The following is a 22,846-nucleotide window of genomic DNA, read 5'->3' as shown; positions in this document are numbered from 1 at the left end:
AATCTCAGGACCGGCTAGCTGGTTTCCGAGATGATCGGGTCAAGCCCGACCATGACGATCAGACGAACAGGGGAGTTGAGATCATGGCAGAAGCCGCGCGCAAGACCGCCCATAGCCACAAGCTGGCCGAGTTCAACTGGCAGGATCCGTTCCTGATCGACGACCAGCTCGACGAAGACGAGCGGCTGATCCGCGATACCGCGCGCGACTATGCGCAGGAGAAGCTGCTGCCGCGCGTGGCCGAGGCCTATCTCGAGGAGAAGACCGAGCGCGGCATCTTCAACGAGATGGGCGAGCTCGGCCTGCTCGGTGTGACGGTCCCGGAAGAATATGGCTGCGCCGGCGCCAACTACGTCTCCTACGGGCTCGTCGCCCGCGAGGTCGAGCGCGTCGACTCCGGCTATCGCTCGATGATGTCGGTGCAGTCCTCGCTGGTGATGTATCCGATCTACGCCTACGGCGACGAGAACCAGCGCAAGAAGTACCTGCCCAAGCTCGGCTCGGGCGAGTGGGTCGGCTGCTTCGGGCTGACCGAGCCGGATGCCGGCTCCGACCCTGCGGGCATGAAGACCCGCGCCGAGAAGGTCGCCGACGGATACAGGCTGACGGGATCCAAGATGTGGATCTCGAACTCGCCGATCGCCGACGTCTTCGTCGTCTGGGCGAAGTCGGCAGCGCATGACAACCAGATCCGCGGCTTCATCCTCGAAAAGGGCATGAAGGGCCTCTCCGCCCCGAAGATCGGCGGCAAGCTCTCGCTGCGCGCCTCGATCACTGGCGAAGTGGTGATGGATGGCGTGATCGTGCCGGAAGAGAACCTGCTCCCGAACGTCTCGGGCCTCAAGGGTCCGTTCGGCTGCCTCAACCGCGCCCGCTACGGCATCTCCTGGGGCGCGATGGGCGCCGCCGAGGATTGCTTCAACCGCGCCCGCCAATACGGGCTCGACCGCAAGCAGTTCAACAAGCCGCTCGCCCAGACGCAGCTGTTCCAGAAAAAGCTCGCCGACATGGTCACCGAGATCACGCTCGGCCTGCAGGGTTCGCTGCGCGTCGGCCGCCTGCTCGATGAGGGCAAGATGGCACCGGAGATGATCTCCCTCGTCAAACGCAACAATTGCGGCAAGGCGCTCGACATCGCCCGCCAGGCTCGCGACATGCACGGCGGCAACGGCATCTCGATCGAGTACCATGTCATGCGCCACGCGGCGAACCTCGAGACGGTCAACACCTATGAGGGCACGCACGACGTCCATGCGCTGATTTTGGGCCGGGCGGTGACCGGGCTGCAGGCGTTCTTCTGATCCTCCCTCTCGGATCGTCCCGGGCGAGCGCAGTTCGACCCGGGACCCATGCCTGAATCGTTCCGGCATGGGTCCCGGCTCTCCGCTTCGCTGCGGCCGGGATGACGGCGTGGACTCCGTTATGACTTCAGCCCCTCCCCTCGCCGGCCTGCGCGTCCTCGAACTGGCGCGCATCCTTGCCGGGCCCTGGATCGGCCAGCTCCTCGCCGATCTCGGCGCCGATGTCGTCAAGGTCGAGGCGCCGGAAGGCGACGACACTCGCAAATGGGGGCCGCCCTTCGTCGAGGGTACGGGCGACGAGCATCTCTCCGCCGCCTATTTCCACTCGGCCAATCGCGGCAAGCGCTCGATCACGGCCGATTTCCGCACCGAGGAAGGCCAGGCGCTGGTGCATCGCCTCGCCGCCCATGCCGATGTGGTGATCGAGAACTTCAAGGTCGGCGGGCTCGTCAAATACGGGCTCGACGCAGCCTCGATGCGCAAGGCCTATCCGCGGCTGATCTACTGCTCCGTCACCGGCTTCGGCCAGGACGGCCCCTATGCGCCGCGCGCCGGCTACGACTTCCTGGTCCAGGGCATGGGCGGGCCGATGTCGGTCACCGGCGAACCGCAGGGCGCACCGATGAAGGCGGGCTATGCCGTGGCCGACATCTATACCGGCCTCTATGCCACGACCGGCATCCTCGCCGCCTTGCGCCGGCGCGATACGACCGGCGAAGGCGCCGTGCTCGACATGGCGCTGCTCGATGCGCAAGTCGCCGTGCTCGGCAACCAGGCGATGAACTATCTCACCTCCGGCAAGGCGCCGCAGCGCCTCGGCAACGCGCACCCGAACATCGTGCCTTACGACGTCTTCCCGGTGGCCGACGGGCACATCATCATCGCCACCGGCAATGACGGGCAGTGGCGCAAGCTCTGCGAGGTCGTCGGCGATGCGGGCTTTGCCAGCGAGCCCGACTACATCGACAACCGCTCGCGCATCGCCAACCGCGTGGCGCTGACCGCGCGCCTCAACGCGCTGACCAGCCGCTTCGCCAAGCTCGACCTCCTGGCGAAGCTGGAAGCGGTCGGCGTGCCGGCCGGCCCGATCAACACGATCGAGGAGGTCTTCGCCGATCCGCAGGTGGAAGCGCGCGGCGTGCGCGTCGACCTCAAGAATCCGGCGGCCAAGGCCGGCTCGACCCCGACCGTCGCCTCGCCGATCGTGCTCGACGGCATCAGGCAGGTCGCGAGCCGGCCGAGCCCGCGCCTTGGCGAGCATGCCGACGAAATCCTGAACGACCCGGCCTGGGGAGGGCCGCACAATGGCTGAGCGCACTGGCGGGCAGATCCTCGTCGACCAACTCCTGATCCACGGCGCGACCGACGCCTTCTGCGTGCCTGGCGAGAGCTATCTTGCCGTGCTCGACGCGCTGCATGACGCCGACATGCAGGTCACCATCTGCCGGGCCGAGGGCGGCGCGGCGATGATGGCGGAGGCCGCCGGCAAGCTCACCGGCAAGCCCGGCATCTGCTTCGTGACGCGCGGCCCCGGCGCGACCAATGCCTCGCCCGGCATCCATATCGCCGACCAGGACTCGACCCCGATGATCCTGTTCGTCGGCCAGATCGAGCGCGGCATGCGCGAGCGCGAAGCCTTCCAGGAGCTCGACTATCGTGCCGTCTTCGGCACGATGACCAAATGGGCGACCGAGATCGACGATGCCGCGCGCATCCCCGAGATCATCAGCCGCGCCTTCCATGTCGCCACCGCCGGCCGGCCCGGCCCGGTGGTGATCGCGCTGCCGGAGGACGTGCTGACCGACCTCGCCGACGTCCCGGACGCGCAGCCTTATCAGATCACCGAGACGCACCCCTCGCTCTCGCAGACGATCGACCTGCAGAAGCGACTCTGGGCGGCGAAGGCGCCGATCGCCATCCTCGGCGGCTCGCGATGGGACCCGCAGGCGATCGCGCGCTTCCAGCGCTTCGCCGAACGCTTCGACCTGCCGGTCGCGGTCTCCTTCCGCCGGCAGATGGTCTTCCCGGCCGATCATCCGAATTTCGCCGGGGATCTCGGCATCGGCCCCAATCCGAAGCTGCTGAAGCGCATCCAGGACAGCGACCTGGTCCTTCTGGTCGGCGGGAGACTGTCGGAGATGCCGAGCCAGTCCTACACGCTGTTCGGCATTCCCAATCCGGGCCGGCCGCTGGTCCATGTCCATCCCGATCCGGAAGAACTCGGCCGCGTCTATCGGCCGGAGCTGGCGATCAACGCCTCGCCGACCGCCTTCTGCGCCGCGATCGAGACGGTGCACCCGCCGCAGGTGATCCCGTGGGCCGGTGCGGCCGCCGAAGCACATGACGCCTATCTCGCCTGGAGCGAACAGCCGGCACCGGTGCCCGGCAAATTCCATCCCGGCGAGATGGTGACCTGGCTGCGCCGCAACATCCCCGCCGACGCCATCCTATGCAACGGGGCTGGCAACTATGCCAGCTGGGTGCACCGCTTCCACCGCTTCACCAAGTTCGCGACGCAGCTTGCGCCGACCTCGGGCTCCATGGGCTATGGCGTGCCGGCGGCGATCGGCGCCAAGCGGCTCTTTCCGGACCGGACGGTGATCGCCTTTGCCGGCGATGGCTGCTTCCTGATGAACGGTCAGGACTTCGCGACGGCCGTCCAGTACGACCTGCCGGTGATCGTCATCGTCGTCGACAACGGCATGTACGGCACCATCCGCATGCACCAGGAGAAGCACTATCCCGGCCGCGTCTCGGCGACGACGCTGAAGAACCCTGACTTCGCCGCCTATGCCAAGGCCTTCGGCGGCCATGGCGAAAGGGTCGAGACCACCGAGGAGTTCGCTCCGGCCTTCGAGCGCGCCGTCGCCAGCGGCAAGCCGGCGATCATCCACTGCCTGCTCGATCCCGAGGCGATCACGCCGGCGAAATCGCTCTCGACCATCCGCGCCGAAGCGATCGCGGCGCAAGGCTGACCTGGTTCGATCTGCCGATCGGGTCGCTTCGGCCCGGTCGGATTCGGCTCTGACGACGCCATTGAACTTTCTGGCCCGCACCTCGTTGGAGACAGGCGAGCAACGGAGAAGGACAATGGCACGGCAACTGGCTCTGACGATGGCTATCGCGGGCGCGATCGGACTATCCGTGACGGCGCCGGCCAAGGCTGCCGGCTTCTTTGACGATCTGGCCCGCGTTTTCGGGGCTCGCCCGACGCCACCAGCGGCAATCGCCGACCCTTTCGAGATGACCGTGCAGCCGAAGCGGCAGAAGCCGCGCGCTGCGGCGACGACGACTAAGCCGCCCGAGCCCGCCGTCAAGCTCGATGCGGCGAGCGATCCCTACTGGTATCTGAACGACCCGACACTGCGCAAAGGCGACATCGTCGTGACACGTTCCGGCGTCGTCGTCTTCGACGGCCGAAGCACCTCCCAGCATAGGCCGGCCGCCTTCACGGCACTCGTCGACAGCAGGAAACTGCCGAAGGGACAGCAGCATCTGCTGCAGGCGGCAGCCGGTGGACGCGCTTATTTCGGCGGCTCCTCCACCACCCCGGCAGCGCCTGCCCAGCCGGCCGCGACCGCCGTCTCTCAGCTTCAGTAAGTCGCGCGGCCGATTGCGCTGGCGTGACCGGTGACGGCGATCTTTGCCGAATCCGTCAGGCTCACGCCGCCTTCGCCTCGTCGAGCTTGGCGGCGACGAGCTTGCGCAGGCTGCGCAGGTCCTTGACGAAGCCGCGAATGCCCTCGGCGAGCTTCTCGGTCGCCATCGCATCCTCGTTCATGGCGAAGCGGAAGGACTTCTCGTCGAGCGTGATCTTCTTCGCGCCTTCAGGGGATCCGACTTGCGGCGAGGCTGCCGGCGACAATCTGCGCGGGAGGTTGCCGGTCGCGCCAGCGAGCTCGTCGAGCAGGCCGGGACCGATCGTCAGCCGATCGCAGCCGGCGAGTGCCTCGATCTCGCCGATGTTGCGGAAGGAGGCGCCCATGACCACGGTCTTGATCCCGAAGGCCTTGTAATAGGCATAGATGCTCTTCACCGAGACGACGCCGGGATCGGTCTCCGCGGTGTAGGGGCCGCCGCCGGCCTTGACGTGCCAGTCGAGGATGCGGCCGACGAAAGGCGAGATCAGGAAGGCCTTGGCATCGGCCGCCGCGACCGCCTGCGGCAAAGCAAAGAGCAGGGTCAGGTTGCAGTCGATGCCCTCGGCCTGCAAGACGCGCGCAGCCTGGATGCCCTCCCAGGTCGAGGCGATCTTGATCAGGATGCGCTCGCGCCCGACGCCGCGCTCCTCGTAGGCCGCGATGATGGCGCGCGCCTTGGCGAGCGTCGCCTCGGTGTCGAAGGAGAGATCGGCATCGACCTCGGTCGAGACCCGGCCGGGGACGATCTTGGTCAGTTCTGTGCCGAAGGTGACGGCCAGCCGGTCGCAGACCGCCTCGACCGCGCCCGCACCGTCCTGGCGCTTGCCCCAGGCGATCGCCTCCTCGACGAGACCGGCATAGGCCGGCGTCTCAACCGCCTTGAGCAGCAGCGTCGGATTGGTGGTGCAGTCGACCGGCTTGAGGCGGCGTACGGCCTCGATGTCGCCGGTGTCGGCGACCACGGTGGTCATGGCGCGGAGCTGGTCGAGCTTGGAGGCGGTCATCGCGTCATCCGTATGGGTTGCTGTCTGTCATGCCATCAATATGACGCCTGCCGACCGTCATTGCGAGCGAAAGCGAAGCAACCCGGCCCTGCACCAGCCCCGGCCGGGTCGCTTCGTCGATGCTTTCGTCAGCTCTTCACCGCACCCGCGGTCAGGCCGGTGACCATGTTCTTGCGGAAGCCATAATAGATCACCGCGGGCGGGATGGCGTAGATCAGGCCGGCCGTCATCAAGAGGTTCCAGGGCGCATCATCGGCCGAGAGGAAGAGCCCGAGGCCGACCGCGAGCGGCACCGCCTTTTCGCTGGAGAGCAGCAGGAAGGCGTAGAGATACTCGTTCCAGGCGAGCAGCAGCGCGTAGATGCCGATCACCACCATCGAGGGCTTCATCAGCGGCAGATAGACCAGCCGGAAGAGCTGCAGCGAGTTGGCCCCGTCCATGATCGCAGCTTCGTCGAGCTCCTTGGGCAGCTTGTCGGAGGCCTGCTTCAGCACCCAGATCGCATAGGGCGAAGCCAGCGCCACCATGGCCAGGATCAGCGCGACGCGGGTGTTGAGCAGCCCGAACGTGCCCATCGCCTTGTACATGGGGATGGCGAGGAAGGCGGCCGGAATCAGATAGGTCGCCAGCGCGAAGTTCATGATCGAGCGGCCGCCCGGCGCCTTCAGCCGCGAGATGGCGAAGGCGGCGCAGGTCGCGATGAACAGGGTGAGCAGCCCGGTCGCGATCGCGATCATGAAGCTGTTGAACAGCTGCAGCCAGAAGTTCGTCAGGTAGTAGTGCTGCTGGTTGAAGACGATCTGGAAGTTCTGCAGCGTCGGCTTCTCCGGCCAGAGCTTGCCGGCGAGCATCGATTCCTGCGTCGAGATCGACAGCACGAAGAGATGGTAGATCGGCAGCAGCGTCCAGATCAGCACGGGAATGGCGATCAGGATCAGCTTGCCCTCGTCGAGAACCTTTTTCATCATTCGGATCCCTTCGAGAGACGCTTCACCATGAACCAGACCATGGGCAGGATCAGCGGCATCGCGCAGATGATCGAGGCGATGCCCAGGTCGAGATTGTTGTTGCGCATGTAGCGGATGCCGAGCGTCGCCAGCACGTGATTGAGGTCGCCCGGACCACCGCCGGTGAGCAGGTAGACGCTGTTGAAGTCACCCAGCGTCCAGATCATCGAGAGCAGGGTCGAGGTGACGTAGAGCGTCGCCAGCGAGGGCCAGGTGATGAAGCGGAACTGCTGCCATTTGTTGGCGCCGTCGACGCTGGCCGCCTCATAGAGATCCTGCGCGATGGCGAGCCGGCCGGTGACGAGGATCAGTGTCCAGAACGGCAGCGACTTCCAGATATGAACCATGATCGAGGAGGCGAAGGCCAGCGTCGGATCGGTCAGCCAGCCCGGCCCTTCGACGATGCCGAACCAGTGGAAAAGCTGCTGGTTGATCATGCCGTTCTCGGGGTTGAGCATCACCCGGAAGGACAGGATGGTCGGGATCGAAGGCACCGCCCAGGGCAGGATGAACAGCACCAGCATGAAGCGCACCCATGCACGCTGCTGGACGAAGAAGCCCGAGAGGAACAGCGCGATGATGAACTTCAGGTTCACCGCGATGAACAGGAAGACGACGGTGTTGACCAGCGTGCGGATGAAGATCGGATCGGCGAAGAGCGCCTTGTAGGACTGCCAGTTGAGGCCGAGCCAGAGGCCGTAGGCAACCGGATAGACCACCATCACAGCGAAGACGAGAAGATAGGGTGCGAGCATGAGCACGCCCCAGAACACGCGGTCGCGCGCCTGTCCGGAGGTTGCTTCGCTCGAAGCGGTTGCTGGGGGAGCCATCGCTGCCGTGGTCATTCTGGTGTTCTCCCTCGATACGCGCCCCGCCGTCGAAGACGGGTCGGCATCCCGCAGCGAGGTTGCGCTGCGGGATGCCCTGTTTGTCGGCTTGCCTTATGCCGGCGTCAGCCGGCGATCTGCTTGATGCGGGCGATCATCTCGTCGACCGCCTGCTCCGGCGTGACCTTGTCGACCAGCACGCGGTTGACCGCCTTGGCCCAGACGTTCTCGGCGTTCACCGTGGTGAACTTGTAGTTGTAGACGAACTGGAACGGCGTGGTGCCATCCGTGTACTGCTTGTAGACGATCTTGCGGTGCGGGTCCGCACCCGTCCAGAACTCGGCCTTGGCGGCCTCGACCGTGGTCGGGAACCAGCGGCCAACCGAGCCCTCGACGAAGGGACGCAGGTTCTCGTCCTTCATCATGAAGGCCATGAATTCCTTGCCGCGCTTCTTGTTCTTGCCATCGGCGAAGACGACTGCCGTCTTGACCGCGGCGAGGTTGGTCATCGGCGAGCCGTCAGGCTTGTTCGGGAACTCGGCCGTGCGGATGTTGTCGTAATAGTTCTTCTTGGCCTGGTCGCGCTGCTCCTGGGTGAGCGCCTGGTTGTTCATGTCGTCGAGGTGCTTGGCCGCGATCGAGATCGTGGCGTTGTGGGTCAGCACCGTCGTGCGGTTGTGGAAGGCAACGTTGTTGTCGGGGTCGAGCCAGTTCACCGAGGAGGGCGGCGTGCAGCCGCGCTGGGAGATGTTGGCGTAATCCTTCACCGCCTTGACCATCGCAGCCTTGTTGGCCGGCTGGTCGAGCACGATCTTGCCGTCCTCGTCGACGACCTTGGCGTTGTGGGCGTTGGCAAAGGTCAGGAAGGAATAGAAGGTGTCGGAAGCGGCGACGCCCATCGGATGGCCGACGGCATAGATGCGCTTGCCCTTGGCGCGCAGCGCGCCCTGGACCTTGTCGCACCAGAAGTCCCAATAACCATCCCAGCCCTTCGGGATATCGCTTTCCTTGAAGCCGGCCTCTTCCAGCATGTCCTTCCAGTAGGTGATGTGCATCATCTGCTGCTGGACCGGGAAGGCGTAGTAGGCCTTCTTCTTGGTCTTGTCGTTCATCAGGAAGGTCGTCGCCAGCGCCTGCGGCTGGATCTGCGCCTTGATCGGCTCCAGCACGTCGGTGACGTCCTCGAGCTTGCCCTCGAAGGCCCACTGCCCGGTGGTGCGGAAATCGTAGGTCGTGCAGAAGCCGACATCGGGCGGCGTGCCCGCCTGGACCGCGCCCACCGACTTGGTGACGCAGTCCTCGGTGGCATAAAGGGAGAGATCGACCTTGACGCCGGTCGCCTTCTGGAACTTGTCTACGACGGCGAGCAGCGCGTCGTCCTCGCCCTTGTAGAAGCCCTTGGTGAACCAGACGGTCACCGTCTCCTGGGCAAAGGCCGCTCCGGACCAGCCGGCGGCGATTGCGGCCAAGGCTGCACCGGCAGCCAGAGAACGCACGAATTTCATGGTATCCTCCCATTTAAAACGTTTAGATTGAGCTTTTTGTGCCCTAGTCCTCATAAACACTAGTCGATGAGCCATGCAACTCACAAGCGGCTGGGTTGCACGATTTTCATGCGATGTTCGATCGGACGTGTCCTCGTTCCCTTCTGCCGCACCGACGTGAATCTGCTTTGACGGCGCAGCCCGGCCGCGTCAAAGAGGACGATGTCACTGATATGTCATGCGCGCGGCTTACCCCGCGCCGCAAGATCCATGTCCTGACGTTCGCGCGCTCTCGCCGCGCGGCAGACCTGCGGAGTTTCACATGCGCGCCCTCGCAATCACCGCCGTCCTTGCGCTCGGCCTGGCCCTGCCGGCGGTCGACACCGCCGGCGCGGTCGAAGGCAAGCTCGTGCTCTATACGAGCCAGCCCAACACCGACGCCCAGCAGACGATCGACGCCTTCAAGGCGAAGTATCCCAAGGTCGAGGTCAGCTTCGTGCGCGACGGCACGCCGCGCGTGATGGCCAAGCTCCGGGCCGAGATCGAGGCCGGCGCGCCGCAGGCCGACGTGCTGCTGATCGCCGATGCCGTGACCATGGAGGGCCTGAAGAAGGAAGGCCGTCTGCTCGCCCATGACAAGGCCGATGTCTCGGCCTTCCCGGCCGGCGTGCACGACCCCGCGAAGATGTGGTTCGCGACCAAGCTGATCACCACTGGCATCGTCTACAACACCAAGGCGGCGCTGAAGCCGGAGAGCTGGCTCGACCTCGCCAAGCCGGAGGCCAAGAACCAGCTCGCCATGCCGAGCCCGCTGAATTCGGGCGCCGCGATGATCCACACGATCACGCTGACCGGCAACCTGCCCGGCGGCTGGAGCTTCTACGAGAAGCTGAAGGAGAACGGCACGCTCGCCGCCGGCGCCAATGGCGACATCCTGCGCCAGGTCGCCACCGGCGAGAAGCTCTACGGCATGATCGTCGACTTCATGCCGATCCGCGAGAAAGCCAAGGGCGCCCCGGTCGAATTCGTCTTCCCGAAGGAAGGCGTCTCGGCGGTGAGCGAGCCGGTCGCGATCCTGAAGAGCAGCAAGAATCCCGAGGCCGCCAAGGCTCTGGTCGATTTCCTGATCTCCAAGGACGGCCAGGAGCTGGCGCTGAAGCAGGGCTATGTCTCGGCCCATCCGGATGTCGCCCTGCCGGCCGGCTACCCGGCCCGCGGCGCGATCAAGCTGATGCCTTTCGACGCGGCCAAGGCGCTGGCCGACGAGCCGGCCGCCCGCAAGCGCTTCAGCGCGATCTTCGAAGGCTGAGCCCGACGGAATCCAGCCCCAGGCGCCGACACGATGACGCTCGCAGCCCCCGCCGAGCTGAGGCAGACCGGCATCCGCCCGGTCCTGCCCGGCCTCGCGTTGCCGGCCGGCCTCGGCCTGCCGGCGCTGGTCCTGCTCTGCGCGACCCTGTTCGGCGCCCTGCCCTTCCTGCGGCTGCTCGTCGCCGCCTTCGCGCCGGGCTGGCAGTTCGCACCCGAAGCGGCCCTGGCCGAGATCTCCAGCCGCGCCGCGGTCAACGCGACCCTGCACACCTTCGAGACGGCCGGGCTTTCAGCGCTCGGTGCTTTGCTGATCGGTGGAATGGCGGCGATCCTGCTCGCCGTCACCGATGTCCGCGGCAAGCGCCCGCTCGCCTTCGCGCTGGTCTTCTCGATGATGGTCGCGCCGCAGGTGGCGGCGCTGGCCTTCCTCAGCCTGTTCGCGCCGAACTCGGCCCTGCTGGGCATACTCGGGCTGGCGCCGGCGCCGGGCACGCCCAATCCGCTGCTGGGACGCGGCGGCATCATCCTGGTGATGGCCCTGCATCATGCGCCGCTGGTCGCCATCACTCTCTGGACCGGTCTGCGCAGCGTGCCACATACGCTGGTCGAGGCCGCGCAGATGGAGGGGGCGGCGCCCGCCACCATCGTCGCGCGCATTCTTTTGCCGGTGCTGCGGCCGCAGATCATGGCCGCGGCCCTGCTCGCCTTCGTCGCCGGCATCGGCAATTTCGGCATCCCGGCTTTGCTTGGCCTGCCGGTGAACTACCTCACGCTGCCGACGCTGATCTATCGCCGGCTGTCGAGCTTCGGCCCGGCCGGGCTGCCGGACGCGGCCGCGCTCTCGCTGCTGGTCGTGCTCGTCGCCGGCCTCGGCATCGTCGCCGGCCTGCTCGCAACCCGGCGCGGCGGCGGCAAGGTCGAGATCGAACGGCCGCTGCAACCCTTCTGGCAGCTGGGAGCCGCGCGTCCCTTCGTAGCCGCCGGTCTCTGGCTGCTGATCGCGCTCAAGCTCGGCCTGCCGCTGCTGGCACTGCTCGGCGAGGCGCTGACGCCAGCACTCGGCGTCGCGCTGACCTGGCAGAACCTCACCTTCGACAAGTTCGCCGAGGTGCTGCTGCGGCAAGACGTGACGGTGCGCGCCTTCCGCAACTCCTTCTTCTTTGCAGGCTCGGCCGCAGTGTTGCTGGCCCTCCTCTCGATCGCCTTCGCCTATGGACTGGAGCGGCGCATGGGCAAGCTCCGGCGCGTGGTCGAGGTGGTGATCGAGCTGCCCTATGCTCTGCCCGGCGTCGTGCTGGCCATCGCCTGCATCCTGATGTTCCTGAAGCCGCTGCCGCTGATCGGCGTCAGCATCTACGCCACGCCCTTCATCATCCTGTTCGCCTATGTCGCACGCTTCCTGCCGCTGGCGCTGAAGGCCCCGGTCGCGGCGATGGCGCAGATCGAGGCGCATCACGAGGAAGCCGCGAAGCTGGACGGCGTCACGCTCTGGCAGATGCTGCGCTTCATCGTCGCCCCGATCCTGGCGCCGGCAGCCGCCGTCAGCGGGCTGATGGTCTTCCTCGTCGCCTTCAACGAGCTCACCGTCTCGGCCCTGCTCTGGTCCTCCGGCACCGAGACGCTCGGCGTCGTGCTGTTCAGCCTGAAGGAAGCCGGGCTCGCCGGCGAGGCAGCGGCGGTGGCGATCAGCGCCTGCGCGGTGATCCTCGCGGTCATGCTCGGGCTCGACGCGCTCGGCCGCAAATTGCCGGCCAACATCCTGCCCTGGCGGATTTGAACTGCAGCACTCCCGCAACACCGATAAGCACCCCCTATCACCCCCGGGCGACAGGGTGCTGGTTAAACCCAAATTAACGTTGCGGCAGGAAGGTCTGCCGCATGGAGTTCGCCTTTTCATCGCAAAGCAGAGCTCGAAACCTGCCGCAAACCCTGCTGGCATCGACCAGGGACTCGTGAGCTCAATGGCCTATCGCGCAACCGGACGCCGCGAGAGCGAACCCATCACTCAGGAGCTCAAGGTCCTTCTCGTCGAGGATTCACGGACCTACGCGCTGGCGCTCTCGCGCCGCCTCGAGACCGAGCTTCAGCTGCCCATCGTCGTTTGCCAGTCGCTCAACGAATTGCACGAGGTCGTCACCGAGGATCGCGCCGCCTTCACCCTGGCCGTGGTCGACCTCAACCTTCCCGACGCGCCACGCGGCGAAGCCATCGACTTCACCGTCCAGCGCGGAATACCGACCATCGTCCACACCGCCAGCTTCGACATCGAGACGCGCAACCGGATCATGGAGCGCGACGTCATCGATTACGTCCCGAAGGACAGCGCCTTCACGCTCGAGACAGTGGTCGGGACCGCCAGGCGTGCGCTCGGCAACCGCCAGACCCGCATCCTCGTCGTCGACGACACCTCGGCAACGCGCAAGCTGCTCGCCCATATGCTGAAGGTCCAGCAATACGAGGTGATCGAGGTCGCCTCCGGGGACGAGGCGCTGGCCCTTCTCAAGGACGATCCCGACATCAAGCTGGTCGTCAGCGACTATTACATGCCCGATATGGATGGTTACGAGCTGACGCGGCGCATTCGCCGCGAGTTCGCCTCCGACCGGCTGCGCCTGATCGGCGTCTCCTCGTCGAGCGACCGCATGGTCTCGGTCGGCTTCCTCAAGGCCGGCGCCAACGACTTCATCTCGATGCCCTTCATCCCGGAAGAACTGCAATGCCGGATCGCGAGCAATGTCGAGACGCTCGAACAGCTCGAGCAACTCCATAGCCTCGCCTCCCGCGATGCTTTGACCGGGCTGTTCAATCGCCGCCATTTCTTCGCCAACGCCGGCAGGCTGATCGAGGAGGCGCAGGCGAAGAAGCGCAAGAGTGCCGTCGCCATCCTCGATATCGACGACTTCAAGCAGTTGAACGACAGCCACGGTCATGATTTCGGCGACCGGGCGCTCGCCAATGTGGCGCGCTGCCTCGCCCAGTCGGTGGAAGGCAGCGGCCATCTGCTCGCCCGCATCGGCGGCGAGGAATTCGCCATCCTGTTCCCTGGTGTCGACGCCAAGGCGGCGATGCGGCTCAGCGACCACATCCGGCTCGACGTCTCGCACGAGACCCTGACCGTGGGCGGTCAGCAGGTCACGCTGACGGCGTCGATCGGCGTTGCAGAGATCGATGGTGCCGGCAATTTCGACCAGCAGCTGATCGCCGCGGACCGGGCGCTCTATGCGGCCAAGCGCGAGGGACGCAACTGCGTGCGCCTCGCGGGCTGAGCACGCGGCGTCAGCTTGCCGCGGCGAGGCGCGCGCCGCCGGCTGCCGCCAGCTCGCCCATCAACAAGGCGCGGCTCGCCTTCGACTCGCGCACGATGAAGTCGACGACCGCCCGCACCCGGGCCACGTCCTTGAGGTCGGCATGGACGAGCAGCCAGAACGAGCGCGTGATCGACACGCTCTCGGGCAGCACCGGCACCAGCCTGGGTTCGTCGACCGCCATGAAATGGTGGATCACGCCGATGCCGGCGCCGGCCGCGACGGCGTTCATCTGCGCTAGCACGCTGGAGCTCTGGATATGGGCCCGCAAGCCCTTGGCGACCTCGTCGAGATAGTCGAGCTCAGGCGTGAAGATCAGGTCGTCGATATAGCCGACGATGCGATGGCCGAAGAGATCCTCGGCTGCCGTGATCTTCGGCATGGCGTCGAGATAGTTCTGCGCGGCGTAAAGGCCGAGCCGGTAGTCGCAGAGCTTGCGGGCGACGACCTTGCCCTCCTTAGGGGGGGCCAGCGTGATGGCGACATCCGCCTCGCGCTTCGACAATGAGAGCAGGCGCGGCATCGCGATGAGCTGCAGCTCCAGCCCGGGATAGGACTTGGCGAGACCGGCGAAACGCGAGGCGAGGAAGGTCGAGCCGAAACCATCGGGCGCGCCGATCCGGACCGTGCCGGAGAGCGCCATGTCGGCGCCGCCGATCTCGCTCTGGATCGCCAGCGCCTCGGTTTCCATGCTTTCGGCTTTCGCCAGCAACTGCTCGCCATGGCCGGTCAGCGCATAGCCCTGCGGGCGGCGCTCGAACAGCTTGGCCTTGAGCGATTCCTCCAGCGAGGTGATGCGGCGCGAGACGGTGGCGTGGTCCGCGCCAAGACGGCGCGCCGCCGCGGTGAGCCGGCCCGAGCGGGCGACGGCAAGGAAGAAACGCAGGTCGTCCCAGTCGAACCGTTCCATGGCGCTCCTCCCGTATCTGTTTTTTTGCACGACGCCCGCCGATATCCGCCTATAGCCGTGCGCAAACGATAATGATAGGGGTAGCTCAAATCAGCGTCACACGACTTTAGGGGAGGATGCCATGCGTCAGATCGGTCACTTCATCGGCGGCAAGCACGTCGCTGGCACCTCGGGCCGCACGGCCGACGTCTACCAGCCGATGGACGGCTCGGTGATCGGCAAGGTCGCGCTCGCCTCCGCCGCCGAGATGCGCACCGCGGTCGAGAACGCCGCCGAGGCCCAGCCGAAATGGGCGGCGGTCAATCCGCAGCGCCGCGCCCGCGTGCTGATGAAGTTCCTCGACCTGATCGCGCAGAACAATGACGAGCTCGCCGAACTGCTCGCCCGCGAGCACGGCAAGACCATTCCCGACGCCAAGGGCGACATCCAGCGCGGCGTCGAGGTGATCGAGTTCTCGCTCGGCGTGCCCAACCTGATGAAGGGCGAGTTCACCGACGGCGCCGGCCCCGGAATCGACATCTACTCGCTGCGCCAGCCGCTCGGCGTCGTCGCCGGCATCACCCCGTTCAACTTCCCGGCGATGATCCCGCTCTGGAAGCTCGGCCCCGCCATCGCCTGCGGCAACGCCTTCATCCTGAAGCCGTCCGAGCGCGATCCCGGCGTGCCGATGCGCCTCGCCGAGCTGTTCATCGAGGCCGGCGGCCCTCCCGGCATCCTCAATGTCGTCAACGGCGACAAGGAGGCGGTCGACGCCATCCTCGACGACCACGACATCAAGGCCGTCGGCTTCGTCGGCTCGACGCCGATCGCCGAGTACATCTACGCTCGCGGCTGCGCCAATGGTAAGCGCGTGCAGTGCTTCGGCGGCGCCAAGAACCACATGATCATCATGCCCGACGCCGACATGGACCAGGCCGTCGACGCGCTGATCGGCGCCGGCTACGGCTCGGCCGGCGAGCGTTGCATGGCAATCTCGGTCGCCGTCCCGGTCGGCAAGGCCACCGCGGACGAGCTGGTCAAGCGGCTCATTCCCCGCGTCGAGAGCCTGAAGATCGGCCCCTCGACCGACACCTCGGCCGATTACGGCCCGGTCGTCACCAAGGCGGCGATGGAGAAGATCAAGTCCTATGTCGACATCGGCATCCAGGAAGGCGCCAAGCTCGTCGTCGACGGCCGCGACTTCAAGATGCAGGGCTATGAGAACGGCTTCTATGTCGGCGGCTGCCTGTTCGACAACGTCACCAAGGACATGCGCATCTACAAGGAGGAGATCTTCGGCCCGGTCCTCTCCGTGCTGCGCACCGAGAGCTATGACGAGGCGCTGAAGCTGACCAACGACCACGAATATGGCAACGGCACCGCGATCTACACCCGCGACGGCGACGCCGCCCGCGACTTCGCCTCGAAGGTCCAGGTCGGCATGGTCGGCATCAACGTGCCGATTCCGGTGCCGCTGGCCTACTACACCTTCGGCGGCTGGAAGCGCTCCTCCTTCGGCGACCTCAACCAGCACGGCCCGGACTCGATCCGCTTCTACACCAAGACTAAGACGGTGACGGCGCGCTGGCCGTCCGGCATCAAGGACGGCGCCAGCTTCGTCATCCCGACGATGGGTTGAGCGGCAAGAGCAATCGTGCTATCATTTATGATAGCATAAGGAGAAGCCTATGGGCCAGATGCTTGTCCGCAACATCGACGACGAGACAATCGCTGGCCTCAAGGTCAAGGCTCGCTTGGCCGGTGTTTCTCTCGAAACCTTCGCGCGCGACACGTTGCGCGCGGCTGCGCCGCTGACTGGCAGCGAAAAGATCGCCTTGCTGGCCGAGTTTCATGAGAAGCACGGCCAGTTGCGAATGGTGACCCCACCCGAAGACATCATTCGCGACGAGCGTGACCGGCGCGATGATCGTCGTTGATGCAAGCGCAGCCCTTCGCTGGTTCATTCCCGCCTCACCTGGCGCAGCGGTCTATCCGCTTCCAGCGACCGATCTGCCGTTAGTTGCTCCCGATCTGTTTATTGCCGAGGTTAGAAATACGGCGCTGGTCTACCGTCGCAAAGGCGAGCTGAGCCTAGAGCAGGCCAAAGCAATGGTCGCGACGATCGATCGCCTGATGGCAGGTTATTTCCCGCTGGGAGATCTGACTGACATAGCGTGGACGATGGCGTTGGAATTCGACCATTCGGCCTATGATTGTTTCTATATCGCGCTGGCACGCCACATCGATTCCTACTTGATCACGGCCGACGAGCGCATGCTGCGAAAATTCTCGGCGACCGCCCACGCGGATCGCATCATCCATCTCGCGGACTGGAAGCCATGACCGCTTTCTCCCTCACCGAAGACCAGATCGCGATCCGCGACATGGCCCAGGGTTTCGCTGCCGAAACCCTGGCGCCGCACGCCGTGCGCTGGGACGAGGAGAAGCATTTCCCGGTCGAGGAGATGCGCCAGGCGGCTGCGCTCGGCATGGGCGGCATCTACATCCGCGACGATGTCGGCGGTTCCGGCCTGTCGCGCCTCGACGCGGCGGTGATCTTCGAGGCGCTGTCGACCGGCTGCCCGACAGTCGCCGCCTATATCTCGATCCACAACATGTGCGCCTGGATGATCGACCGCTACGGGTCGGAAGAGCAGCGCCACAAGTTCCTGCCGAAGCTCTGCAGCATGGAGCATCTGGCGAGCTACTGCCTGACCGAGCCGGGCGCCGGCTCGGACGCCGCCGCGCTGAAGACCAAGGCCGTGCTCGACGGCGACCACTATGTCCTCGACGGCCAGAAGCAGTTCATCTCCGGCGCCGGCGTCTCCGACATCTATGTCGTGATGGTCCGCACCGGTGAGGCCGGCCCGTCCGGCATCTCGACCATCGTCGTCGAGAAGGGCACGCCCGGCCTCTCCTTCGGCGCCAACGAGAAGAAGATGGGCTGGAACGCCCAGCCGACGCGCGCCGTGATCTTCGAGAACTGCCGCGTGCCCGTCGCCAACCGGATCGGCCCGGAAGGCATCGGCTTCAAGATCGCCATGGCCGGCCTCGACGGCGGCCGGCTCAATATCGGCGCCTGCTCGATCGGCGGGGCGCAGGGCGCGCTCGACAAGGCCCTCGGCTATGCCCAGGAGCGCAAGGCCTTCGGCGCACGCATCGCCGACTTCCAGGCGCTGCAGTTCAAGCTCGCCGACATGGCGACCGAGCTTGAGGCGGCCCGCACCTTTCTGTGGCGTGCTGCGGCAGCGCTCGACGAGAAGACGCCGGATGCCAGCAAGCTCTGCGCCATGGCCAAGCGGGTCGCGACCGACACCGGCTTCGAGGTCGCCAACCAGGCGCTGCAGATCCATGGCGGCTACGGCTATCTCGCCGATTACGGCATCGAGAAGATCGTCCGCGACCTCAGGGTCCACCAGATTCTGGAGGGCACCAACGAGGTGATGCGGATGATCGTGGCGCGCTCGCTGGTCGGACGCGCCAAGGGGAATTGAAACTCAGACGTCATTCTCGGGCGAAGCGAAGCGCAGACCCGAGAATCTCCTGAAAGAGATGCTCGGGTCTGCGCCCGAGCATGACGCGAACGGTAGCGGGAAGGATACGACCATGAGCACCATCGCCTTCATCGGGCTCGGCCATATGGGCGGGCCGATGGCCGGCAACCTGGTCAAGGCCGGGCACAAGGTCTCCGCCTTCGACCTGTCGCAGCCTTCCAAGGACGCCGCCGCGGCGCTCGGCGTCGGCATCGCCGGTTCGGCCAAGGAGGCGGTCGCGGATGCCGAGATCGTGGTCACCATGCTGCCGGCCGGCAAGCATGTGCTGGGGGTCTGGACCGACATCCTCCCCGCCGTGAAGCCGGGCACCCTCCTGATCGATTCCTCGACCATCGACGTCGAGAGCGCCCGCAAGGCGCATGCGCTCGCCGCCGAGCGCGGCTGCCTTTCGCTCGACGCGCCGGTCTCGGGCGGCGTTGGCGGCGCCCAGGGCGCGACGTTGACCTTCATGGTCGGCGGCAGTGCCGATGCCTTCAAGCGCGGCGAGCCGATCCTGTCCGCGATGGGCAAGAAGGTCGTGCATTGCGGCGACGCCGGCAACGGCCAGGCGGCGAAGATCTGCAACAACATGATCCTCGGCATCTCGATGATCGGCGTCTCCGAGGCCTTCGTGCTGGCCGAGAAGCTCGGCCTGTCGCATCAGGCGCTGTTCGACGTCGCCTCGACCTCGTCCGGCCAGTGCTGGTCGCTGACGACCTATTGCCCGGTGCCCGGCCCGGTGCCGACCTCCCCGGCCAACAACGACTACAAGCCCGGCTTCGCCTCGGCGCTGATGCTGAAGGATCTGAAGCTCGCCCAGGAGGCGGCGCAGGCCGCCGGCGCCTCGACGCCGCTGGGCTCGGCGGCCGCGCAGGTCTACGGCCTGCACAATGCCTGGGGCGAAGGCGGCACCGACTTCTCCGGCATCATCCATCTGCTGCGTGGGCGCGGAAACAGCTGAGCAGCCCGCGAACGTTCGCATACGTATAATTCTGCGTTCGACCCCGTTCCGGTCGGACCGAAAGCGGAGTAGGACGGGAGGCATGAACGACGCCTCCCGCCGCAAAGAACGCTCAGCCCAGACCGGCTTCGCCACCAGCCCGCTCGACCGCCGCGCCGATCTGCGCGACCGGCCGGACGAGGTCGCCGCCTTGCGAGAACGCAGCGACACGCGTTTCGCCGTCGTTGCCGGCGAGACGCCGATCCTATTGCGGACGGGTGCCGAGACGCAGACCGTCTGGTTCGACGAGAGCGGTGCCGATGGCCTGGGCCCGGCGCAGGAAGAGGTCTTCCTCGGGCTCGATCCGGACGGGGCGCCGCGCTTCGGCCGGCTGATCGACCGCGAACTGCTCGATGGCCTGCGCGAGCAGGCCGTACTCGTCGTCACTGATCTGCGCAGCGTCGCGCTAAAGCGGCTGGTGCCGAAGGATGAGCTTGGCCCGCTCGGCGAGGCCAAGGCCCTGCTCGACTGGCATGCCCGCCATCGCTGCTGCGCCCAGTGCGGCGCGCCGACCAAGCTCGGCTCGGCCGGCTGGAAACGGCAATGCGAGGCTTGCGGCGCCCAGCATTTCCCGCGCACCGACCCGGTCGTGATCATGCTGGCGGTGCGCGGCGACAACTGCCTGCTGGCCCGCCAGTCTCGTTTCGCGCCCGGCATGTATTCCTGCATCGCCGGCTTCGTCGAGCCGGGCGAGACCTTCGAGGACGCGGTCAGGCGCGAGACCTGGGAGGAAGCCGGCCTGCGCACCGGCACGGTTCGCTACATTGCCTCGCAGCCCTGGCCTTTCCCCGGCTCATTGATGATCGGCTGCATCGCCGAAGCGCTGAACGACGACATCGTGCTGGATGGCACCGAGCTCGAAGCCGGCCGCTGGTTCAGCCGGGCGGAGGCACTGCAGATGCTGGAGGGCAAGCACCCCGACAATCTGTTCTGCCCGCCGCATATGGCGATCGCCAACACCATCCTGAAGGCGTGGGCGGTCGACGGCGAGGAGCCGTAGCGCTCGGAATCCTTCTCCCCTCGGGGGAGAAGGTGGCTCGGCGAAGCCGAGACGGATGAGGGAAGAATAGGCTCAACCTGCCTTCGTCTCACCCGGTCGTACCGCCCTCATCCGCCTGCCGGCACCTTCTCCCCAGAGGGGAGAAGGTGCGCCTTACTCCCCCGGCTCGGGGAAGCTGTCGCGGAATTCGTGCGCGGGATAGACGCCCAAAATCTTCAGCTCCTTCGAGAAGAAGGCGAGCTCGTCGAGCGCGCGACGCAGCGCCGGGTCGTCGGGATGCCCCTCGACGTCGCTGTAGAACATCGTCGCCGAAAAATGGCCATCGACCATGTAGCTCTCGAGCTTGGTCATGTTGACGCCATTGGTGGCGAAGCCGCCAAGCGCCTTGTAGAGCGCCGCCGGCAGGTTGCGGACCTGGAAGATCAGCGTGGTCACCGTCTTGCCAGAACCCTGGCGGGCGAATTCCGGATATTTCGAGAGTACGACGAAGCGCGTGGTGTTGTGCTTCTCGTCCTCGATGTCCTCCATCAGGATGTTGAGCCCGTAGACCTCGGCGGCGATGTGCGGCGCGATCGCGGCCCGCGTCGGATCGCCGGCCTCGGCGACCTGCCGGGCCGAGCCGGCAGTGTCGGCCGCGACCTCGGCCTTGAGTCCGAGCTTGCGGATGATCTTGCGGCACTGGCCGAGCGCGTGGATGTGGCTCTGCACCGTCTTCAGCGTCGCCAGCGTCGCACCCTCGACCGCCATCAGATGGAAGCGGATCGGCAGGAAGTGCTCGCCGATGATGTGGAGCCCAGAGCGCGGCAGCAGATGATGGATGTCGGCAACGCGGCCCGCGATCGAATTGTCGATCGGGATCATGCCGTAGCGGGCGGCGCCGTCCGAGACCGCGGCGAGCGCGTCCTCGAAGGTCCGGCAGGGCAAGAGCTCGCAATCCGGAAAGACCTGGAGGGCGGCCTGCGAGGAGAAGGCTCCGGGCTCACCCTGATAGGAAACGACGACTGACATTCTAGGACTTTCAGGCTCAGGCTTTGGATGTCAGGAACGCGCGGGCGCGATCCAGATCGGGGGGCGTATCGACGCCGCGCGGGACGTGATCGATGATCATCGCGTCGATGCGCATGCCGTCCTCTAGCGCCCGCAGCTGCTCGAGCTTCTCGCGCAGCTCCAGCGGTGATTGCGGCAGCGAGACGAAGCGGTCGAGCGCGCGGCGGCGATAGGCGTAGAGGCCGACATGGTGATAGAGCGGGCCATCGCCATAAGGGGCCGTCGCGCGGGTAAAGTAGAGCGCCCGCATCCGGCCGGGCGAAACCTCGCTGCCGATCAGCTTGACCACGCTCGGCGCGGTCTTCTCCTCGTCCTCGGTGATCTCGCCGGCCAGCGTCGCGATGTCGACGGCCGGATCGGCGAGCGGCTCGACCGCAGCCGCGATTGCAGCCGGCGCCAACGTCGGGAAGTCGCCCTGGACGTTGACGATGATGTCGTGCTCGCCTTTCGGATCGACGATGTCGGCGGCTTCCTTGATCCGGTCGGAGCCGGTCTGGTGCGCGGGGCTGGTCATCACCGCCCGGCCGCCGGCCTGCTCGATCGCCGCGAGGATGCGCTCGTCATCGGTCGCGACCACGACATCGCCGACACCAGCCTCGATGGCACGGCGCCAGACGCGGACGATCATCGGCTCGCCCAGGATGTCGGCCAGCGGCTTGCCCGGCAGGCGCGTCGCCTGCATGCGGGCCGGGATCAGGATCAGCGGGTTGGGCATTGGCTGTGGAAGCTCGCGGGGGCGGCAAAAGGTCTCAAAGCGGAGCGTGCTTATACGAGTTGCAATGCAGCGCGCAAAGCGGTTAAGCAGCGCAGACGTGCCGGTTCCCGCAAGGGTCCGGCCGCAGCGCTGTCTTGCTTCGCCGACGGGCGGGCCGGGGGTTGTGAGAGACGATGAATATCGAACTGAACAAGATCGCTGGCGCGGGTTTGTCGACCCTGCTCGTCGTTATGGCCCTGAACATGGGCGCCGGCATCGTCTTCGCCCCGAAGAAGCCGGTTGTCCCTGGCTATGACCTGCCTAGCCTCGAGCCGGCGGCGGCAGCTGGCGGCGCGGGCGCTGCAGCGGCAGTCGAAGAGCCGATCGCGGTGCGCCTCGCCAAGGCGGACGTGGCCAAGGGCGAGAAGGCCGTCGGCGCCTGCAAGGCCTGCCACACCTTCGAGAAGGGCGGCGCCAACAAGGTCGGCCCGCATCTCTATGACGTTTATGGCCGCGCCGAGGGTTCGGTCGCCGGCTTCGGTTATTCCGCGGCGATGAAGGCCCGCGGCGACAAGAGCTGGGACGCCGACGCGCTCGACCACTTCCTGAAGAACCCGAAGGCCTACGTCCCCGGCACCGCGATGGCCTTTGCCGGCATCGCCCGCCCCGAGGCCCGCGCCGACGTGGTCGCCTATCTCAACAGCCTCGCCGATTCGCCGAAGCCGCTGCCGAAGCCCTGATTTGATAGCGCGCCTCGCGCCGATGTGACGTCATGAGCCGGGCCGAAAGCCCGGCTTTTGCTT

Annotated in this window: 21 protein-coding genes; 14 read left to right on the top strand and 7 right to left on the bottom strand. The window is 66.3% G+C overall.

The genetic code is table 11. The annotated features are described in order from the left end of the window. The first annotated feature begins 83 nt into the window (after positions 1–83). The 4 genes from BMZ21_RS12330 (at position 84) to BMZ21_RS12315 (ending at position 4,901) form a co-directional block, all read left to right on the top strand. Positions 84–1,301: an acyl-CoA dehydrogenase gene (locus BMZ21_RS12330; protein WP_091834073.1), complete on the top strand. Its 1,218-nt coding sequence runs from the start codon at positions 84–86 to the stop codon at positions 1,299–1,301. Positions 1,302–1,422: 121 nt separating this feature from the next. Next, positions 1,423–2,613 (top strand): CaiB/BaiF CoA transferase family protein, encoded by a 1,191-nt coding sequence (locus tag BMZ21_RS12325; RefSeq protein ID WP_091834070.1) that lies wholly within the window; start codon positions 1,423–1,425, stop codon positions 2,611–2,613. Then, positions 2,606–4,276: a thiamine pyrophosphate-binding protein gene (locus BMZ21_RS12320; protein WP_091834067.1), complete on the top strand. Its 1,671-nt coding sequence runs from the start codon at positions 2,606–2,608 to the stop codon at positions 4,274–4,276. The genes BMZ21_RS12325 and BMZ21_RS12320 overlap by 8 nt, the downstream gene beginning before the upstream one ends. Positions 4,277–4,391: 115 nt before the next feature. Next, positions 4,392–4,901, top strand: a complete 510-nt coding sequence (locus BMZ21_RS12315; protein WP_091834064.1) for a hypothetical protein — start codon at positions 4,392–4,394, stop codon at positions 4,899–4,901. 61 nt (positions 4,902–4,962) lie between these two features. Here the strand turns inward: BMZ21_RS12315 and tal are convergent, their stop codons facing one another. The 4 genes from tal to BMZ21_RS12295 form a co-directional block, all read right to left on the bottom strand. Beyond that, positions 4,963–5,946 (bottom strand): transaldolase, encoded by a 984-nt coding sequence (gene tal, locus BMZ21_RS12310; RefSeq protein WP_091834061.1) that lies wholly within the window; start codon positions 5,944–5,946, stop codon positions 4,963–4,965. A gap of 128 nt (positions 5,947–6,074) precedes the next feature. Further along, positions 6,075–6,911 (bottom strand): carbohydrate ABC transporter permease, encoded by an 837-nt coding sequence (locus BMZ21_RS12305; protein ID WP_244543815.1) that lies wholly within the window; start codon positions 6,909–6,911, stop codon positions 6,075–6,077. After that, a complete protein-coding gene (locus BMZ21_RS12300) occupies positions 6,911–7,798 on the bottom strand; it encodes a carbohydrate ABC transporter permease (RefSeq protein WP_091834056.1) in 888 nt (295 codons plus the stop codon). The genes BMZ21_RS12305 and BMZ21_RS12300 overlap by 1 nt, the downstream gene beginning before the upstream one ends. Before the next feature lie 107 nt (positions 7,799–7,905). Beyond that, positions 7,906–9,276, bottom strand: a complete 1,371-nt coding sequence (locus tag BMZ21_RS12295; protein ID WP_425285439.1) for an ABC transporter substrate-binding protein — start codon at positions 9,274–9,276, stop codon at positions 7,906–7,908. Between the two features lie 310 nt (positions 9,277–9,586). Here BMZ21_RS12295 and BMZ21_RS12290 point away from each other — a divergent pair, with 310 nt between their 5' ends. From BMZ21_RS12290 to BMZ21_RS12280, 3 genes are all read left to right on the top strand, one after another. After that, positions 9,587–10,573, top strand: a complete 987-nt coding sequence (locus BMZ21_RS12290; protein WP_091834049.1) for an ABC transporter substrate-binding protein — start codon at positions 9,587–9,589, stop codon at positions 10,571–10,573. A gap of 33 nt (positions 10,574–10,606) precedes the next feature. Continuing rightward, positions 10,607–12,352, top strand: coding sequence for an ABC transporter permease (locus tag BMZ21_RS12285; protein ID WP_091834046.1), 1,746 nt, complete (start codon positions 10,607–10,609; stop codon positions 12,350–12,352). A gap of 184 nt (positions 12,353–12,536) precedes the next feature. Further along, entirely contained in the window at positions 12,537–13,841 is a 1,305-nt protein-coding gene (locus BMZ21_RS12280) for a diguanylate cyclase (protein ID WP_091834043.1), read from the top strand. Positions 13,842–13,851: 10 nt separating this feature from the next. Here the strand turns inward: BMZ21_RS12280 and BMZ21_RS12275 are convergent, their stop codons facing one another. Continuing rightward, positions 13,852–14,790 carry a LysR family transcriptional regulator gene (locus BMZ21_RS12275; protein ID WP_091834038.1) on the bottom strand — a complete coding sequence of 313 codons (939 nt, stop codon included), beginning with the start codon at positions 14,788–14,790 and terminating at the stop codon, positions 13,852–13,854. Between the two features lie 121 nt (positions 14,791–14,911). On the opposite strand from BMZ21_RS12275, the gene BMZ21_RS12270 reads away from it, so the two are divergent. From BMZ21_RS12270 to nudC, 6 genes are all read left to right on the top strand, one after another. Beyond that, entirely contained in the window at positions 14,912–16,408 is a 1,497-nt protein-coding gene (locus BMZ21_RS12270) for a CoA-acylating methylmalonate-semialdehyde dehydrogenase (RefSeq protein ID WP_091834034.1), read from the top strand. A gap of 49 nt (positions 16,409–16,457) precedes the next feature. Beyond that, a complete protein-coding gene (locus BMZ21_RS12265; RefSeq protein WP_091834031.1) occupies positions 16,458–16,706 on the top strand; it encodes a FitA-like ribbon-helix-helix domain-containing protein in 249 nt (82 codons plus the stop codon). Then, complete coding sequence (locus BMZ21_RS12260; RefSeq protein WP_091834028.1) at positions 16,693–17,112, top strand: type II toxin-antitoxin system VapC family toxin; 420 nt, start codon at positions 16,693–16,695, stop codon at positions 17,110–17,112. The genes BMZ21_RS12265 and BMZ21_RS12260 overlap by 14 nt, the downstream gene beginning before the upstream one ends. Next, positions 17,109–18,263, top strand: a complete 1,155-nt coding sequence (locus BMZ21_RS12255; RefSeq protein ID WP_208862264.1) for an isobutyryl-CoA dehydrogenase — start codon at positions 17,109–17,111, stop codon at positions 18,261–18,263. The genes BMZ21_RS12260 and BMZ21_RS12255 overlap by 4 nt, the downstream gene beginning before the upstream one ends. 58 nt (positions 18,264–18,321) lie before the next feature. Next, a complete protein-coding gene (gene mmsB / locus BMZ21_RS12250; RefSeq protein WP_143079695.1) occupies positions 18,322–19,263 on the top strand; it encodes a 3-hydroxyisobutyrate dehydrogenase in 942 nt (313 codons plus the stop codon). A gap of 82 nt (positions 19,264–19,345) precedes the next feature. Then, on the top strand, positions 19,346–20,302 hold the full coding sequence (gene nudC, locus BMZ21_RS12245) for an NAD(+) diphosphatase (protein WP_091834021.1): 957 nt from the start codon (positions 19,346–19,348) through the stop codon (positions 20,300–20,302). A gap of 153 nt (positions 20,303–20,455) precedes the next feature. Here nudC and BMZ21_RS12240 read toward each other — a convergent pair whose 3' ends face one another. Next, complete coding sequence (locus BMZ21_RS12240) at positions 20,456–21,310, bottom strand: prephenate dehydratase (RefSeq protein WP_091834017.1); 855 nt, start codon at positions 21,308–21,310, stop codon at positions 20,456–20,458. Between the two features lie 16 nt (positions 21,311–21,326). Continuing rightward, positions 21,327–22,064 carry a 3-deoxy-manno-octulosonate cytidylyltransferase gene (locus BMZ21_RS12235; RefSeq protein WP_091834013.1) on the bottom strand — a complete coding sequence of 246 codons (738 nt, stop codon included), beginning with the start codon at positions 22,062–22,064 and terminating at the stop codon, positions 21,327–21,329. Between the two features lie 173 nt (positions 22,065–22,237). Here BMZ21_RS12235 and BMZ21_RS12230 point away from each other — a divergent pair, with 173 nt between their 5' ends. Beyond that, positions 22,238–22,783, top strand: a complete 546-nt coding sequence (locus BMZ21_RS12230; protein WP_091834010.1) for a c-type cytochrome — start codon at positions 22,238–22,240, stop codon at positions 22,781–22,783. Positions 22,784–22,846 lie beyond the last annotated feature (63 nt).

Origin of the sequence: Allobosea lupini, from assembly GCF_900109525.1 — a bacterium.
GTDB classification, from domain to species: domain Bacteria; phylum Pseudomonadota; class Alphaproteobacteria; order Rhizobiales; family Beijerinckiaceae; genus Allobosea; species Allobosea lupini.
This window is presented reverse-complemented; position numbering and strand designations above follow the sequence as displayed.